The organism is Pseudomonas putida (genome assembly GCF_022627325.1).
Taxonomy (GTDB): Bacteria; Pseudomonadota; Gammaproteobacteria; order Pseudomonadales; family Pseudomonadaceae; genus Aquipseudomonas; species Aquipseudomonas putida_X.
The window spans coordinates 325605-342275 of sequence record NZ_JAETZZ010000005.1; the positions used below are offsets into that span (position 1 = coordinate 325605).

At 61.2% G+C, this 16671-nt stretch carries 14 protein-coding genes; 11 read left to right on the plus strand and 3 right to left on the minus strand.

The annotated features are described in order from the left end of the window. The first annotated feature begins 122 nt into the window (after positions 1-122). Both JNA92_RS10840 and JNA92_RS10845 read left to right on the plus strand, forming a co-directional pair. Positions 123-896: a helix-turn-helix domain-containing protein gene (locus JNA92_RS10840; RefSeq protein ID WP_241804658.1), complete on the plus strand. Its 774-nt coding sequence runs from the start codon at positions 123-125 to the stop codon at positions 894-896. A gap of 110 nt (positions 897-1006) precedes the next feature. Next, positions 1007-1897 (plus strand): DMT family transporter, encoded by an 891-nt coding sequence (locus tag JNA92_RS10845; RefSeq protein WP_241804659.1) that lies wholly within the window; start codon positions 1007-1009, stop codon positions 1895-1897. On the opposite strand, the gene JNA92_RS10850 is transcribed toward JNA92_RS10845, so the two are convergent. Continuing rightward, positions 1898-2179 carry a SelT/SelW/SelH family protein gene (locus JNA92_RS10850; RefSeq protein ID WP_241804660.1) on the minus strand — a complete coding sequence of 94 codons (282 nt, stop codon included), beginning with the start codon at positions 2177-2179 and terminating at the stop codon, positions 1898-1900. Between the two features lie 66 nt (positions 2180-2245). Here JNA92_RS10850 and JNA92_RS10855 point away from each other — a divergent pair, with 66 nt between their 5' ends. Continuing rightward, positions 2246-4429, plus strand: coding sequence for a patatin-like phospholipase family protein (locus JNA92_RS10855; RefSeq protein WP_241804661.1), 2184 nt, complete (start codon positions 2246-2248; stop codon positions 4427-4429). A 21-nt stretch (positions 4430-4450) separates the two neighbouring features. Here the strand turns inward: JNA92_RS10855 and JNA92_RS10860 are convergent, their stop codons facing one another. Next, on the minus strand, positions 4451-4888 hold the full coding sequence (locus JNA92_RS10860; RefSeq protein ID WP_241804662.1) for a MarR family transcriptional regulator: 438 nt from the start codon (positions 4886-4888) through the stop codon (positions 4451-4453). 141 nt (positions 4889-5029) lie between these two features. Continuing rightward, on the minus strand, positions 5030-7174 hold the full coding sequence (gene recQ / locus JNA92_RS10865) for a DNA helicase RecQ (RefSeq protein WP_241804663.1): 2145 nt from the start codon (positions 7172-7174) through the stop codon (positions 5030-5032). A 244-nt stretch (positions 7175-7418) separates the two neighbouring features. On the opposite strand from recQ, the gene JNA92_RS10870 reads away from it, so the two are divergent. The 8 genes from JNA92_RS10870 (at position 7419) to JNA92_RS10905 (ending at position 16612) form a co-directional block, all read left to right on the plus strand. Next, the gene (locus JNA92_RS10870; RefSeq protein WP_012315632.1) at positions 7419-8006 is read left to right on the plus strand and encodes a YecA family protein; all 588 of its coding nucleotides are present in this window, start codon (positions 7419-7421) and stop codon (positions 8004-8006) included. Positions 8007-8013: 7 nt separating this feature from the next. Beyond that, positions 8014-8379, plus strand: coding sequence for a YbaN family protein (locus tag JNA92_RS10875; RefSeq protein WP_241804664.1), 366 nt, complete (start codon positions 8014-8016; stop codon positions 8377-8379). A gap of 195 nt (positions 8380-8574) precedes the next feature. Beyond that, the gene (icmH, locus tag JNA92_RS10880) at positions 8575-9456 is read left to right on the plus strand and encodes a type IVB secretion system protein IcmH/DotU (protein ID WP_241804665.1); all 882 of its coding nucleotides are present in this window, start codon (positions 8575-8577) and stop codon (positions 9454-9456) included. A gap of 26 nt (positions 9457-9482) precedes the next feature. Beyond that, a complete protein-coding gene (locus JNA92_RS10885) occupies positions 9483-11555 on the plus strand; it encodes a type VI secretion system Vgr family protein (RefSeq protein WP_241804666.1) in 2073 nt (690 codons plus the stop codon). After that, positions 11552-12475, plus strand: coding sequence for a hypothetical protein (locus tag JNA92_RS10890; protein WP_241804667.1), 924 nt, complete (start codon positions 11552-11554; stop codon positions 12473-12475). The genes JNA92_RS10885 and JNA92_RS10890 overlap by 4 nt, the downstream gene beginning before the upstream one ends. Next, positions 12472-15672 (plus strand): T6SS effector BTH_I2691 family protein, encoded by a 3201-nt coding sequence (locus JNA92_RS10895; protein WP_241804668.1) that lies wholly within the window; start codon positions 12472-12474, stop codon positions 15670-15672. Before JNA92_RS10890 ends, JNA92_RS10895 begins: the two co-directional genes overlap by 4 nt. Continuing rightward, positions 15672-16475, plus strand: coding sequence for a DUF6708 domain-containing protein (locus JNA92_RS10900; RefSeq protein WP_241804669.1), 804 nt, complete (start codon positions 15672-15674; stop codon positions 16473-16475). The genes JNA92_RS10895 and JNA92_RS10900 overlap by 1 nt, the downstream gene beginning before the upstream one ends. Then, positions 16472-16612 (plus strand): hypothetical protein, encoded by a 141-nt coding sequence (locus tag JNA92_RS10905; RefSeq protein ID WP_241804670.1) that lies wholly within the window; start codon positions 16472-16474, stop codon positions 16610-16612. Before JNA92_RS10900 ends, JNA92_RS10905 begins: the two co-directional genes overlap by 4 nt. Positions 16613-16671: the final 59 nt, after the last annotated feature.

Consider the following 16671-nt stretch of genomic DNA (forward strand, 5'->3'; position numbering starts at 1 on the left):
GGGCTCCGGCGCTGTTTGCTGGAGACTGGCATCGGTACATGACAGGCTGGTGGCAGCGATGTGACCGGTGCTGACCAGCCAGGATTGATGCACAATGGCGCTCTGCCCTGCGAGGACCCACCATGGCCGCCGGCCCGATTCTTTCCCTTCGCCACTACCGCGATGACGTGATCGCTCACAGCCACGACCACCCACAGTTGGTATTCGGCCTGCGCGGCCGGCTGGATTTCGAGGTACAAGGGCACGGGGCACGGATCGACCGTCAAGGCCTGATCGTGGTGCCCGCCGGTGCTCACCATACCTGTGGCAGCGATACTGGCAGCCACTGCCTGGTGCTCGATGTACCGAGCGACCATTGGCTGGACGAGCAACTCGGCGAGCATGCCGACGCCAGCCGCCGGCTGCTGGACCGTTCTGGCGCGCTGGGCCTGGACCCTCGCCAACAGCAACTGGTGGACTGGCTGGCGGCAAGCCCGGTGGACGACCCGCTGATCGCCCGCCAAGGCGCAGCGCTGTTGCTGGCCTGCCTCAACCCTGCGGCGTCGGCCAATGTCACACCCAGCCATCGCCTGCCTTACGCCGCTTTCGACAGCCACATCGAGCAGCATGCAGCCTACCCGCTGCAGGTCGCCGACCTGGCGCGCATCGCCGGATTGTCCAGTGCGCGGCTGCATGCGCGATTTACGGCCGAGTGCGGCATGACGCCCATGGATTACATCCGCCAGCGGCGCTTGCTCAAGGCGCGCGAACTGGTTACCCAGACATTGCTGCCGATGGGAGAGATCGCCGCGCAGGTGGGGTACAGCTCACAAAGTGCGTTTTCGGCGGCGATGCTGCGCATGTTCGGATGCGTGCCGAGTGCATTGCGACGAGAATCTGGCGACAAACCACGCTAGGGTGGCGACAGACCGGGCTTGGCAGCGGCTTTACACTGTGCCTGCCCCGGCCAGTTGGGGTAACCGCACGACAAGGCCGGGCCTGACCAGACGGATTTCAAAGGACCACCATGAACCACCGTACCGCCCTGGGCGCCCTGCACATCGGCGCACTGTTCTTCGGCCTGACCGGCGTCTTTGGCAAACTGGCCGCCAGCGCGAGCCCAGCCATCATCGTCTTCGGCCGTGCCGCCTTTGCCGTGCTTGCCCTTGCGCTGTTCGCCAGCATCGCCGGCCCAGGCTGGCAGCGCCTGCGCCGCCAGGACGTCCAGCGCCTCTTGCTGGGCGGTGTGCTACTGGCCGGCCACTGGGTCAGCTTCTTCATCGCCGTCAAAGTCGGTGGCGTGGCTATCGCCACCCTCGGCTTCGCCAGTTTCCCGGCATTCACCGTGATGCTCGAAGGGCTGCTGTTCCGTGAACGCATCCGCCGCAACGAAGCGCTGCTGGTGTTGCTGGTGAGTATCGGCCTGGTGCTGGTGACGCCCTCTTTCGACCTGGCCAGCGACGCCACGGGCGGGCTGCTATGGGCCCTGCTTTCCGGCCTGCTGTTTTCGCTACTGTCGCTGACCAACCGGGCAGGCTCCGGGCGCTTGCCTGCCGTTCAGGCAGCGCTGTGGCAAAACCTCGTGGTCGGCCTGTGCCTGCTGCCGTTCGCTGCGCATGGCCTGGGTACGGTAAAGCCCATGGATTGGCTGTGGATCGCCCTGCTGGGGGTTTTCTGCACGGGCGTCGCCCATAGCCTGTTCGTCGCCAGCCTGGCGGTGATCAAGGCACGTACTGCCGCGTTGGTTTTCGGCATGGAACCGATCTACGGCATCGCTGTTGCCTGGATGGTGTTCGCCGAAACCCCAACCCTGCGCATGCTGCTGGGCGGTGCACTGATCATCTTCGCCATCGTGCTCTCCAGCCGCCTTGCCGCCGAGCAGCCGCCCAGGCCACGCACCGTGGCCGAGGGCGCCTGATCAGCGGTCGTTGTGCCCAAGGTCGCGCTGCGGGTCGATCTGGTCACGCACACGCTGCTTGAGCACCTTGGCCTCAGGGAAGCCACCGTCAGCCTTGCGCTCCCAGATCTGCACGCCATTGCAAGTGATGCGGAAAGTACCGCCGGTAGCGGGCTCCAGCGCCACCCTGGCCAGGTCATCGGCGAAGGTGCTGAGCAGTTCCTGGGCGAGCCAGGCGGCGCGCAACAGCCATTGGCACTGCGTGCAATAGGTGATGATGATTTCCGGCTTGTTGTCGGCCATGGTGCGCTTTCTCCAGGTGATGGCCGCTTATACTAGCGGTCTTTAGCCCCCTGTTTGAGACTCACGATGCGCCGCCTGCTGTTCTGCCTCCTGCTGACGCTCAGCTCCTTCACCGTGCTCGCCGAGGCGGCACGCCCCAAGGTCGGTTTGGTACTCTCCGGGGGCGCCGCCCGTGGCCTGGCCCACATCGGCGTGCTCAAGGCCCTGGAGGAACAGGGCGTGCGCATCGACGCCATCGCCGGCACCAGCATGGGCGCCGTGGTTGGCGGCCTGTATGCGTCCGGCTACAGCGTCGAGGAGCTGGAAAAGCTCGCCACCACGCTGGACTGGCAGGAAGCCTTGTCCGATGCCCCGCCGCGCAAGGACGTGCCCTTCCGGCGCAAGCAGGACGACCGCGACTTTCTGGTCAAGCAGAAGCTGAGTTTTAGAGACGACGGTAGCCTCGGCCTGCCACTGGGCGTGATTCAAGGCCAGAACCTCGCACTGCTGCTGGAAAGCAAGCTGGCCCACACCGCCGATACCCGCGATTTCGACAAATTGCCGATACCGTTCCGCGCCGTGGCAACCGACATCGCCAGCGGCGAGAAGGTGGTATTCCGCCGCGGCCACCTGCCCCAAGTGATCCGCGCCAGCATGTCGATCCCGGCGGTATTCGCCCCGGTCGAGCTTGATGGGCGCCTGCTGGTCGATGGCGGCATGGTCGACAACATACCCGTGGATGTAGCCCGGGACATGGGCGTTGACCTGGCCATCGTGGTCGATATCGGCACCCCGCTGCGTGACCGCAAACAACTGGCCACGGTGGTGGACGTACTCAACCAGTCCATCACGCTGATGACCCGGCGCAATTCCGAAGAGCAGCTGGCCAGTTTGCACAGAGATGACATCCTCATCCAGCCACAGCTGGCGGCGTTCGGCGTCACCGACTTCGGCCGCGCGCGCGACATGATCGAAGCCGGCTACCGCGCAACCCGCCTGCTCGACCCTCGCCTGGCTGCCCTGCGCCAGCCTGAAGGGGATGCCGAACTGGCCATGGCACGCTCACCGCGCCAACGCACCCCGGTGATCACCGCCATCAAGGTGGAGAACGACTCCAAGGTCAGCGATGACGTGATTCGCTATTACATCCGCCAGCCGATCGGCGAGCCGCTGGAGCTCGACCGCCTGCAAACCGACATGGGCACCTTGTATGGCCTGGACTACTTCGACCGCGTGCAATACCGCGTGGTCCACAAAGGCAACGACAACACCTTGGTGATCAACGCCCGCGGCAAGCGCGGCGGCACCGATTACCTGCGCCTGGGCCTGAACCTGTCGGATGACCTGCGCGGGGACAGTGCCTTCAACCTGGGCGCCAGCTATCGGGTCAACGGTATCAACCAACTGGGCGCCGAGTGGCTGACGCGCGCGCAGATCGGGGACAAGCAAGAGCTTTACAGCGAGTTCTACCAGCCACTTGACGTGGGTTCACGCTACTTCATCGCCCCTTATCTGGACTTCGGCTCGCAGAATATCGAAGCCACCCTGGACAGCGATCCGATAGCCGAATACCGCCTCGAACGCTATGGCTTTGGCCTCAACATCGGCCGCCAGATCGGCACCTATGGCGAAGTGCGCCTGGGTGCGGGCAAGGCCTGGGGCGAGGCCGAGGTGCGCATCGGCGAACAGGACCTGCCCAAGGTCAGTTTCAACGAAGGCTTCTACGAGCTGAAATACTCGTTCGACACGCTCGACAATGTGTACTTCCCCCACAGTGGCGAGAACATAGGCCTGACCCTGCGCAAATACGACAAATCGCTGGACTCGGACGCGGACTACCGCCAATGGATGTTCAATCTGGACAAGGCATTGAGCAGCGGGCCGAACACGCTGGTGCTCGGTGGGGGGTATGGTCGCACGCTCGACGACACCGAGGTGGTGACGTCGAGCTTTGTGCTTGGCGGGGCACGGCAACTGTCCGGGTTCCGCCAGGACTCGGTATCCGGGCAGAACGTGAGCCTGCTGCGCATGGTCTATTACCGCCGCCTCACGCCGCGTTCCTATCTGCCGCTGGACTTTCCACTCTACATCGGCGGGTCCCTGGAGCGCGGACGGGCGTGGAACAATGACAATGAGTTCGACAGTGGCTACATCAATGCCGCCAGTATCTTCCTGGGGCTGGACACGCCCCTGGGGCCACTGAGCCTCAGCTACGGCGCCAACACGGCGGATGAGCAGGCAATCTACTTGAACCTGGGGAACACGTTCTAAGCTTGAAGCCCGAATCGGGCCTCAGGACTTTTCCAGGTTGGCCAGAATCTTTGCATGCACGCGCATGCACACGTCCAGGTCAGCCTCATCAACCCCGGTGAACAATTCCAGGCGCAAGGCATTGGCGATGGTTTCGATCTGCTCGATCAGCGGCTTTGCCGGAGGACACAGCTGGATCTTCTTCGCCCGCCGGTCCTCAAGCACCGCCTGGCGTCGAACCAGGCCCTGGCTTTCCAGGCTGTCCAGCAGACGCGCCAGGGTCGGGCCTTCAACGCCGACGCTTTTGGCCAGCTCGCGCTGGGTAGGCGCTTCTTCGAAACGAGCCAGGTGCAGCAACACCAGCCAGCGCGCCTGGGACAAGTTGAGCCCGGCCAGGCGGCGATCCAGTTCGGCGCGCCAGCCACGGGACATCTGGGCCAGCTGCATGCCGAAACGGTGTTGGTTGTCGGTCAGGGGCATAAACAACTCATTGACTAGAACTAATTATTAGTCAGCTAACCATGCCCCGGGCCATCAGGCAAGGCTGCCCCGCCCGGAAATGTCTGAAAGTCGTCAAAAAGGATGACATTGATCAGTGGATGTCCGAAATGTCTTCCATCATCAGAGCTCGAACTCAGCCGCCAGCGCAGCACGCACGCAGTACAGCACACCTTCGGGCAGGCGCGCGCCGAACAGCGGGGCAATGGCCGAGACCGGCGGCAGCTCGCCTTCGCCATCGAGGAAGGCATCCTGCACCTCCATCAGCAAGTCTTCTGGCAAGTCCAGCGCCTGGTCCAGGCTCAGCTCCTGACGGCCGATGGCTTCGGCCAGCAAGCCGTAGACGTTCTTTTCGCTGCAATTGAGCTGGCCGGCGATCTGCGCCGGGGTCATGCCGGCACGGGCCAGGCTGACCAGTTCGTGGCGCAGATCGAGTACCACCTTGGGCGCCTCCGTGGTGCCACCGGCGTCATTGAGCACTTCGAGGAAGGCCTGCCCGTAGCGCTCCAGCTTGCGCGCACCCACGCCGCTGACCTGGGCCATGTCGCTGAGGCTGGTAGGCTGGCTACGCAGCATCTCCAGCAGCGTGGAGTCCGGGAAGATGACATAAGGCGGCACGCTGTGCTCTTCGGCCAGCTTGCGGCGCAACGTGCGCAGCGCGTCCCACAGTTCGCGCTCCTCGGCGCGCACCAACTGGCTGGCCGGGCTGCCGCCGCCCGAGGACGTTTTCGCCACGGTCTGGGGCTTGAGGTCGCGACGCAACTGCAAGGTCACTTCGCCGCGCAGCAGCGGCCGGCAGCTGTCGGACAGGCGCAGGCCACCGTAGCCTTCCAGGTCGATGTCGACCAGGCCGCGCGCCACCAACTGGCGGAACAGCGAGCGCCATTCGACCTCGGCCATCGCCTTGCCAACACCGAACACCGACAGTTTCTCGTGGCCGAAATTGCGTACCTTTTCGGTATCCTTGCCAAGCAGCACATCGATCAGGTGGCCGACACCATACCGCTGGCCGGTACGGAACACCGCCGACAGCGCCTGGCGCGCAGGCTCAGTGGCGTCCCAGGTCTGGACCTGGTCGACGCAGTTGTCGCAATGCCCGCACGGCTGTTCGAGGACTTCATCGAAATAGGCCAGCAACGCCTGGCGGCGACAACGGGTTTCCTCGCACAGCGCCAACATGGCATCGAGCTTGTGTTGCTCGACGCGCTTGTGGCGCTCGTCCCCGTCGGAGTTCTGCAGCATCTGCTTGAGCATCACCATGTCCTGCAGGCCGTAGGCCATCCAGGCATCGGACGGCAGGCCATCCCGGCCGGCACGCCCCGTCTCCTGGTAGTAAGCCTCGAGCGACTTGGGCAGGTCGAGGTGGGCGACGAAGCGCACGTTGGGCTTGTCGATGCCCATGCCGAACGCAATGGTGGCGACCATGATCAGCCCTTCCTCGTTGAGGAAGCGATGCTGGTTGGCCGAACGGGTTTCAGCAGCCAGGCCGGCGTGGTACGGCAGCGCCGGGAAGCCTTGGGCGCACAGGTAGGCGGCGGTCTCATCGACCTTCTTGCGTGACAGGCAGTAGACGATGCCGGCATTGCCGCGGCGCTCGCCGAGGAAGGCCATCAACTGCTTGCGCGGCGACTCCTTGGGCACGATGCGGTAGAAGATATTGGGCCGGTCGAAGCTCGACAGGAACCGCTCGGCGCCCTGCAGGTGCAGGCGCTGGACGATTTCCTCACGGGTGCGCATGTCGGCGGTGGCGGTAAGGGCGATGCGTGGCACATGCGGGAAAAGCTCGGCCAGCTGGCCCAGTTGCAGGTACTCGGGGCGGAAGTCGTGGCCCCATTGCGAAACGCAGTGGGCCTCGTCGATGGCGAACAGGGAAACGTCCAGGCCGCGCAGGAAATCCAGCATCCGCGGCTGCACCAGGCGCTCAGGCGCCAGGTACAGCATCTTCACTTCACCGCGGCGCAGCCGCCCGGCCAGATCACGCTGCTGCTCGGCACTGAGGGTGGAGTTCAGGGCCGCCGCCGCGACCCCGAGTTCATCGAGCGTGGCGACCTGATCGTCCATCAGCGCGATCAGCGGCGACACCACTACGGTCAAACCCGGGCGCAATAACCCCGGCACCTGGAAACACAGCGACTTGCCGCCGCCGGTGGGCATCAGCACCAGGGCATCGCCACCATTGGCCACGCATTCGATGATTGCTGCCTGGCGCCCACGGAAACTGTCGTAGCCGAAGATATCCTTGAGAACGCGCTGAGCCTGTTCGAGCATGTGCAACTCCACAAATCGCCGTACCATCCTGGACACAGGCTGGACGAAAAACCCGCTCCGCACACGCCAAATGCGTAAGCGGCTTTTGCCAGAAGCCGGGGAAACCCGCCCCTGGGTGAAAAACCGCGAAGTATACCCCAGTGCCAGCCTGTACAGGATGCCCGGTGACAGACGTTCCCTTTGCCCCGCCATCGCCGCAAGGTGCTAGAATTCACTATCGTTTATTCCCCAAGGTAGCCCTGTAATGTCCTTCGCCGAGCAACTGACCCGCCTGCAAGCCTTCCTCGACGCCGACGAGCTGCACGAAGAAGCGCTGGACTACGTCGCCGCCCACGGCTACCTGACCGCGCTGTCGATCTGCTCGGAAGACGTCCCCGAGCGTGAATGGATCGACGCACTGTTCGCCGAAGAGCCTCATTACGCCAGCGATGCCCAGCGCACCGAGATCGAAGCTACCTTGGTGGCACTGAAGGGCCACATCGCCCGTCAGCTGGCCAGCGACGAAGAATTCGACCTGCCGTGCGACCTGGACCTGACCGACGAGCCGGACGACTCCGACCTGCGCGGCTGGTGCATCGGCTTCATGGAAGGCGTTTTCCTGCGTGAAGAGGCCTGGTTCGAGAACGCCGAAGAAGAAGTCAGCGAGATGCTGCTGCCGATCATGGTCGGTTCGGGCCTGTTCGACGAGCAGCCGGAGTTCGCCGACATCGCCAGCAACGCCAACCTGCAGGACGACATGATCGTGCAGATCCCAGAGGCGCTGAGCGCGTTGTTCCTGCTGCTGCACGCGCCTGACGAGAAGCCTGCGCTGCTCAAGCCCCGCCACCACTGAGTCGGCTGTGCGCTACCTGCTGCTGGCCATCGGCTGGCTCAGCGTTGCGCTGGGGGTGCTGGGGATCTTCCTGCCGGTGTTGCCCACCACCCCTTTTCTGCTGCTGGCGGCGGCCTGCTTCGCCCGCAGCTCGCCACGCTTTCATCACTGGCTGGTCAACCACCCCACCCTGGGGCCGTGGATCCGTGACTACCTGAGCGGTGAAGGTATCCCCTTGAAGGGCAAGGTATACGCCATCGGCCTGATGTGGGCGAGCATCGGCCTGTCGTGCTTCCTGGTACCCCTGTTTTGGGCGCGGGCATTCATGCTGACCAGTGCGGTGCTGGTCAGCCTGTATATTCTGAAGCAGAAGACGTTGCGCAAACCTGACTGAATTGGCCCTGTTGCCAACGGGTACTTCCTGTTGATTAATTGTTGCCGTTTATTTTCACTGCAACAATTACAAACATATATTGGCGACAATTCCTACATCATTTTAGGACGCTAAAATCTGCACTAAGATTCAGTTCCCCGTTAGTGTTAGGTCCACAGCTAAAACATGGACACTAACAGTGCGCGAGGATTACCAATGCCAGATAAAACGAGGCGTTGCACTGAAACGGACGATTCGAACACTCCTCCTTACGACGTAACCGAGCGCCGAGCAAATCTGCTGCTCAAACAGGCGGTGTGGGGCGATCCCCCCTCATCGGCTCAAGGCTCTTCAGCGGGCCCTGAAATCAACGTTTGCGGCTATCCAGCCGACCCGCAATTCCAGCTGAGGGGCGGCCACAGCAACCTGATGGTCGATGCAGCCATGCCGCTGTTCGGCCTGGCCATGCGCCTTCGCACCCTGGACGCACTCCCCCATATCGCGGCGCTACGCCAGCAGGTGCACACGCAGATTTGCGCCATTCTCGAAGAGGTGGGCCAGCGCGGCTACGACGCTATCCAGATGCAGGCCTACTCCTATGCCTTGTGCCTGCACCTCGACGAAATCGTCATGGCCACACCGTGGGGCAGCAACTCCGTCTGGAGTGGCCGAACATTGCTCAGCGATTTTCATCAGGACACTCAGGGTGGCGAAAAAATATTCGCGGTGCTTTCGCGCATGATGCAAGAGCCTGAGCGTTTCCAGGATGTTCTGGAATTTCTCTACTTGTGCCTGTGCTTTGGCCTGAAAGGCAAATACGCCCTAGAGCCCAAAGGTGATGAACTGCTGGACGCACTGATAACGGAACTTCACGGCATCATCCGCCAACTTCGCGGGCCCGTGCCTGAAGACGTTTGCGACCCTTACACCAATGTCGTCATGCGCCCGTACAAAAAGCCACGCGATTGGCTGCCTTGGTGGAGTCCATTGGTGATATCGGCTTTGGCCATGGTAGCTGCGTACAGCTATTACAGCTACCGCCTGGGCCTGCTCACCGCAGAAGTACTCGAATCGCTCGACCTCATTTTGCAGCAGTAGCTGGAAAAGTGCTTCCAGGAGGAACCGTGTCTAGCCAATCCGATCTGCGTTACACCTTTGAGCCGCTCGTGGGCGATGGCGAATTCGATGTGGTGTCGTTCACCCTCAAAGAGGAACTGAGCCAGCCGTTCACACTGACGCTGGAACTGGTCAGTTTTGAGCACGCTGTCGACTTCGGTCACCTGCTCGACAAACCTGTGCTGTTCACGATCTGGCGTGACGAGCGCCCGGTGCGTTATGTGCACGGCCTGGTCAGCAGCTTCACTCAAGGGGAGACCGGCTTTCATCGTACGCGCTACAAAGCGCTGGTCGAACCGCAACTGGCCCGGGCCAGCCTGCGCTCGAACTGGCGCATCTTCCAGCACAAAACCACACGACAGATTCTTGAGCTGATGCTCGAACGCCAAGGCATTACCCGGTCCCAGTTCATTATCAGAAACGACGACCCACCCCGCGAGTTTTGTGTTCAGGCTGGCGAAACCGACCTCGACTTCTTCGCCCGCCTGGCAGGCGAGGCAGGGTTCGTCTATCGCTTCAAGCACACCGCTGAACGGCACGAACTGGTCATCACTGACCGGGTGCTTTCGCTGGGCACGATCAGCGTGATCAAGGATAGAGCGCTGGCCCCCGTCGAGCGCGATGAAACCGCAGCTGGCTACACCGTGCTGTACAACCCAAACAGCGGCGGCTATCAGGCCGAACCCTGCCTGCGTCGTTTCCACTACAGCGAACAAGTACGCACAGCACGCCAGGTGCAACGCGACCATACCTTCACCAACCCCGAGTACCGCCAGGAGCATCGCGCCACCGGTGCTCACCTCGAGCACCAGTCCAAGGCGTACGAACGCTTCGATTACCCCGGCCGCTACAAGCGCGACGCGGTGGGCAAACCCTTCACCGAAACCCGCATCACCGGTTTGCGCCATGACGCACGCGTTGCCGAGGTCGAAGGCGATGACGAGCGCTTGCAACCCGGCCTGAGTTTCAACCTCGTCAACCACGAGCGTGACGACCTCAACGTGCACTGGCGCGTGAAAAGCGTGGCTCACGAAGGCATCCAGTACTCCAGCCTGGAGGACGAAGCCGCTGGTGCCGAGCAGGGTACCCGTTACCAGCAGACTGCAGTGCTGGTACCCGGCCGCTTCGAGTGGCGCCCACAGCCGCTGCCCAAACCGCGCATCGATGGCCCACACATGGCCACCGTGGTCGGTCCGGCCGGCGAAGAGATCTATTGCGATGAGTGGGGCCGGGTCAAGGTCAGCTTCCCCTGGGACCGGGAAAGCAAGAACAACGAATTCAGTTCCTGCTGGGTGCGTGTTTCGCAAGGTTGGGCCGGTGGGAGCTGGGGCTCGATGGCCATCCCGCGCATTGGCCAGGACGTGATCATCCACTACGTCAACGCCGACCCGGACCAACCGATGATCACCGGGCGCACCTACTGCGGTAATCAGCTGCCCCCTTACGACTTGCCACAGCACAAGACGCGCATGACCATCAAGAGCCAGACTCACAAGGGCACAGGCTTCAATGAGCTGCGCTTCGAGGATGAGCTGGGGCGCGAGGAACTGTATATCCATGCGCAACGGGACCAGAACATAGAAGTCGGCAACGATGAGTCGACCTGCATCGGGCGCAACCGTGTAGAGCAAGTGGGCAATGATGAACAGCTGAGTGTCGGCAACAATCTTTGCCAGGACATAGGCCAGGACCGCACCGAACGGACGGGGCGAACGTGCAAGGTGAAGGTTGGCCACGACCTGATCGAGCACGTCGGCAATGACCGCTGCGAATCCACGGGGGTCAATCACTCTGTCACCATCGGTGGTCAAAGCGCACTACTCGTCAAAGGCGGCCAGAAGATCAGCGTCGGCGATGGCGTGGATCAGCAAACGACCGTCTACCAGCTCCGCGCCAGCGAACGTATCGAGTTCAGAAGCCCGGGGGGCAGCATCGTGCTGGACGCCGAAGGCATCACCCTCAATGGCCTGTCACTCACCCTGCTTGGGCCGACCAAAGCCGGGGCAAAAGGCGCTGGAAACGCCCTGGCACTGGACCTCGCCGCCGTTACCGGCAGCCAGTGCGAGGAACGACGCCGATGAGCACCGAAGCCTTGCTCCAACTCATCGCCGACTACCACACCCCAGAGCTGTACTGCCATGTACTGATCGACCCGTTGGCAATACCCGAGAACAGCGACCAATCCGTGCTTTCACACTTGAACAAAGCGTTGGGGGAAGGTGCGATGAGTCGGGTGGTTCGAGCCGACTTGCCCCATGCCCCGCAGCTGCACCCCGTGCTGGCCTGCCTGTCATCACCCGGCGCGAAACCGAGCCCGCCACTGCTGAAGATGACTGCCCATGCAGCACAACGTGATAACCAGCGCCGAAAGCGCCACGTGTGTGGCTGGTTGCTGAGCGAAGCACCGGCACCGGTAATCGCTGCGCACCTGGCGGCGCTGTGCCGGCTTCCCGGTTCCGCAAGCGAGCCCCGTTTCTACCCCCTCTACGAACCCGTGCGCCTCGAACTGCTGGCTGCGAGCTTCGAACACGTGGAGCGCGGGCCTTGGTGGCCGATCAAGCACTGGCTGTTCGTGAGCAGCGGCGCGCAGCTGGCGGGTTTCAGCGGTGAAGCCCGTCCTCGCAGCGGCTTGCCTGCGTCCGCCTTGCGCATTCAGGACGACGTAGCGTTGATCGAAATGCTCCTCGCGGCCTGGCGAGCCCTGCCATCAGGCCCTGCTGATCCGAAGCCAAGGCCGCTACCGGCGTTCGCTGCGGTAAAAGCCTCCAACCACATAGATGACGCTCGCAGGCTGGGCTTGAGCGCAACCGATGACATCCTGGTTTTCGCCCTGTACCACCTGTACCTGCACCCTCGCCTGCACGCCGCGCCCTACGTGCGCCAGATCATCGACGCCGCTGTGCAACAGCAACGTCCCCTCGCGCCACTGCTCGCCCGCCACGACGATGCGCACTGGCGGCAAATGATCGCCTCCCTTGGCCCTTCAGAGGTTCGCCCATGAGCATCAGCCAACGCGTCGCCACCGCCCTCGCCGAAGCCGCAGTCTCGGTCGACCCGTGCAGGGCCTGTGAGCGGCAAGGCCTGCCGATCCTGCCACTGCGCCGCGCCCTGGTGCCCGACACGCGCCCGGGCTACGCCGGCACCGTGGCCGGTGAGCCCCATGTCGAAACCCGAATGGGGCTGCGCACCTTGCGCTCCGGTTACCTGTACGTGCTGCTCGACCAGCGCATCTGGCAGGCCTACGAGGTCACCGACCAAGGCCACCTGCGCCGCTTCAACCCCTACGAGCCACCGCCCGGCCCGCCGCCTTCGCTGCCCGCCCGGTGCCTGAACGAAAACCACGATATCCCCTCGTCTTTTCTCACCCTCGACAGCGAAGCCTACGGCTCGGCCTGGCTCGCCTTCTCCAGTGACGCCTGGCCGCGCAGCGTGCTGGATGCGTACAAGCGCGGCCATGCACCTGCGCAGCGTTTCGAGGGCCTGGACCTGGCTCAGGCGCGTGAGCACCCGCAACTGCTGGGCTTGGCGATGACCCCGGACAACCTGCAGGTAGACAAGCAGGTCTTTGAATACGCCCAGCAGCTTTGCGCACCCTTCGACAGTGCACATGGCTTTCACAGCCGGCTGTTGCGCCGAACCGCCCTGCGTGGCTTCGTGGTCAATGCCATGAACAGGCACCAACTGGAACAGGGCGTGCTAGCCGTGGTGCTGGATGACACGGTCGGGCTGGTGCAGGAGTACAACCATCAGCGCCTGAGCTGGCTCGTCAAACGCCAGGCATGGCGCGAGGACCCGCTGCGCGCCTACCAATTCCAGACATCGCAAATTCTGCAGATCATTCGGGCTACGCACAGACAGTGGGCGGCGCAGCAAGTCGCGCCGTTCGGAGCCCCGACTACAGGTGATGGGGCACCGGCCTTTGCTGCGCCCGAGGTGGAGAGGCAACGGCTCGTCGCGGTGCAGGAGCAACAAAGCGATAAACGCCTTGAGGAGCGCTACCACGAGCCCCAGCGTGCCGCCTTCCAGGACGAATACGATCGGCAGGAACGCCAGTTCCAGGCCTATATCGACCAGAACGCCAACGCCTATGCCGAACGCTGCCAAAGCCAGATGTTCACGCTGATCGAGCAATACGACTATGACGGCCATGATCGTGAGTCAGGCGTGGCCTACAGCAAGACCATGGCCGGTTGCCTGGCTGGCGGCGTCACCGAGGCGGCTGCAACCAGCGCAGCGCATGGCCAGCCGTCCTCCGGCACCAGCGAAGCGCTGTGGCTCAAATGGCTGCAGGACCCAAACAGCCCACCCTACCGCGCCGTATTGCTACGCAATGAATTTCTACTGGCGGCACTGCTGCCCAGTTTTTCCGCCAGCGCCCCCATCAACTGGAACGACAGCGAAAAGCTCTACGCGGCGTTGAGCAAGATGATCACCAGCGAAGAGGGTCGTCTTCACCTGCGTCATCAGCTCAATCAGGCGGTGGCGCAAACTCAAGGCGCGTTGAATGCAGCCAGTCAACGCCTGCAGGCCCTGCTCGGCCCAGGTATCCAGCAAGCCGTGCGACATCTGAACAGCGCCAGTCAGTACCTCTATAACGGCGTACACCTGGTCGAGCTGCAGGTAAAGATGAAACTGGGCGAGTACTACGCCCTGCAGAATGCGCACCTTCGGGAATTGCAAAACAAGGCAAGCGCCACGCTGGCCAAAGCGCGAGACCGGATGATGCCTAGCCTCGAAGAACTGAAAGCCGGCGCCCAGATGAACGCCCGCAAGGTACAACCGATTATCCAGAGCGGTTTGTTGAGCCTAGCGGTCCTCGATCCCAAGGTGGCGCATACGCTGATCGACGTCAGCGTCTGGGTCGAGGGCAAGGCTGAGATGCTGCGAGAGCAGCTGCTCCAGGAGGTCAGCCAGAATGTGAACCAGCTCAGTCACGCGGCGCAGATGAGCCTGGTAGACATAAGGGTTGCAGCGGGCACGCTGGAGCCCGGTGCGCGGAAAATGCTCGAGGGGATACGGATCAGCGCGCTGCAGGCGTCGCAGATGGTGCGACGCAGTTTTTCTGGGCTGAAGGGGGTGGCGGGAAGTGGGGAGTTGCTGCTCACGCTGGGCGGGTTGTATTTGCTGAGTGACAGCCTGGGCAAGAACCTGAAAAAAGTGGAAGAGGAAACTGGGGCGAAGTCTGCTGAAGCCATGACCGCGTTTTATGGCTCAAGTGTTGGAGTGCTCGGTGGAGGTATTGAGGCGCTAGGGTTGATACTGAGCAAATCAGGGCAAACTAGCGTGCCACTGGGCCAATCAATATTCAGAATCGGAGCGTTAGTCAGTGCTACTTCTGGGGTGTTCGATGGTGTTCAAGCAATTCTCGCGGTTTATCGGTCCAAGCAGGCTGGTGACACCTGGGCAAATACTAATTATAAGGCCGCAGCCTTCTCAGCGCTGCTAGGAACCGCAGCCTCAATCGCAGCAGTATTCAACCCGCTGCTTTACGGCCCTCTCGGAGCTGCTATTGCATTTAGCATTATCACATACAGCTTAATCAAATATGCAGCATCCGCAGAATCAAACACCATCGAGCGCTGGATGATGCGCTGCTACTTCGGCAAAGCGGAAGAGACCCCAAAGATTCATTGGAAAACTCCAGAACTTGCTGATATTGCTTTCGCAGAACTGAATGCCGCTACGCTAAACATCTCAAGCTCGCTCACATTCAAGAGCTCTACCATAACATCTAAAGTCGGTGGTCCAGCGGGCTCGAAAAAAAAGCAGTGGATAGAGTTTCACCTCTCGCTCCCAGCGTTCACCGAGAAAACGTCGAGCTATCAGTGGGTTATCGTACTTCATCGACACGGAGACGGCCGCTCTCCCAATTATAATGGAGGGGAAGTTATAGCCGAGGAAAGCTTTTTCACTCCCCCTTTGCCAACACGGACCTCAAAACAATATGCGATAGCTCCTTCAAAGCGACATAATTTCACTGACTACCGACCAGAAAGTTTAATTATCAATAAAAACGAACGCCCGATAAAAAACCCTACCACTCACCTGACGCACACTCTTGAACTCAAAGGGTATCTTGAGCTCATTCCAGAGATCGCCCAACACAACATCCAGGCCGCCAGTCTTTTCGTCAGTTACTGGCCAGATCGCCACAGCCCGAACAGTTACGCCGAGATCACTATTCAGGATTATATCTAATGATAGACGTCTATCGCCCACGAGGCAGGATTTACAATTTACCCGGCCCCAACACCCCAGCCAAAACGGATGACATCACAGCTCAACTGGACATACCACCCAACCATGTCAATAGTATCTACATGGAGCTCACCAGAAGGACGATAAGAATCAGAGGCTACTGGATTGTAACAGGAGTCATAATGACGCTACTGAGCTTCTTCTTGATAGTAGCACCGATACTGGAAGCATTGATCTCACCATCAGAACTTAGATTGGACATAATTGCAATCAGCATTTCCACATACCTTTTTGGTTATTGGATCATGATCCCATACATAAGAATGGAAATAGAAACACCGTGCAACGAACCTATTCGCTTCAACAGGGCTCGTCGAAAGGTCTACTTCTACCAGTACCGATTCGATCGACTTAACCCTTTAGGCAAAAGAAATTGGGGAGTTAAACCTATCGCTCACAACTGGGATGATCTTACAGCAGAGGTCTATCGTATCTACAGACCCATGGGGGGCGGCGGACTTATTGAAAACATCCTGTTATCAGTTCGCAACCCGGAAACTGATGAGGTAATCGACCGGGTATTTTTTTCCTGTGATCTCGAACAAGGGAAGCAGTACTGGGAGCTTGCGAAGCTTTTCATGCAGGAGGGTATCGAAGCTATTCCAGCGTTCGTGCATAGCTCCGTTGACTGGAATACAAAAGACTCTTCCAACCCGTTCGAACGCCTAGCCCCAAAAGTCCAATGGCCCCCCGAAATGGATCTTGAATCCCGCACCGCCCCCGGCCAAGGAGAACAACCATGAATCCCGTCGTCCTGGTAGATCACCGCCATAACAGCCCAAAACATGGCATTTGCGTAGTGAAAACAGACAGCGCCGACTACACCTTCAATGGCAAGGCCGTTGCGCGAGTACCGGCACAGCTCCCGCCACGCTGCTGACCTCTATAGTCGAGACCACATTGCCCCCTCTGCCGCTGACCTTGAAGTGCAGGTAGTCG

Bases quoted from the DNA above. Each gene is read 5' to 3' on its own strand.
- JNA92_RS10840 (WP_241804658.1), top strand. From the start codon at position 123: ATGGCCGCCGGCCCGATTCTTTCCCTTCGCCACTACCGCGATGACGTG.
- JNA92_RS10845 (WP_241804659.1), top strand. From the start codon at position 1,007: ATGAACCACCGTACCGCCCTGGGCGCCCTGCACATCGGCGCACTGTTC.
- JNA92_RS10850 (WP_241804660.1), bottom strand. From the start codon at position 2,179: ATGGCCGACAACAAGCCGGAAATCATCATCACCTATTGCACGCAGTGC.
- JNA92_RS10855 (WP_241804661.1), top strand. From the start codon at position 2,246: ATGCGCCGCCTGCTGTTCTGCCTCCTGCTGACGCTCAGCTCCTTCACC.
- JNA92_RS10860 (WP_241804662.1), bottom strand. From the start codon at position 4,888: ATGCCCCTGACCGACAACCAACACCGTTTCGGCATGCAGCTGGCCCAG.
- recQ (WP_241804663.1), bottom strand. From the start codon at position 7,174: ATGCTCGAACAGGCTCAGCGCGTTCTCAAGGATATCTTCGGCTACGAC.
- JNA92_RS10870 (WP_012315632.1), top strand. From the start codon at position 7,419: ATGTCCTTCGCCGAGCAACTGACCCGCCTGCAAGCCTTCCTCGACGCC.
- icmH (WP_241804665.1), top strand. From the start codon at position 8,575: ATGCCAGATAAAACGAGGCGTTGCACTGAAACGGACGATTCGAACACT.
- JNA92_RS10890 (WP_241804667.1), top strand. From the start codon at position 11,552: ATGAGCACCGAAGCCTTGCTCCAACTCATCGCCGACTACCACACCCCA.
- JNA92_RS10895 (WP_241804668.1), top strand. From the start codon at position 12,472: ATGAGCATCAGCCAACGCGTCGCCACCGCCCTCGCCGAAGCCGCAGTC.
- JNA92_RS10900 (WP_241804669.1), top strand. From the start codon at position 15,672: ATGATAGACGTCTATCGCCCACGAGGCAGGATTTACAATTTACCCGGC.
- JNA92_RS10905 (WP_241804670.1), top strand. From the start codon at position 16,472: ATGAATCCCGTCGTCCTGGTAGATCACCGCCATAACAGCCCAAAACAT.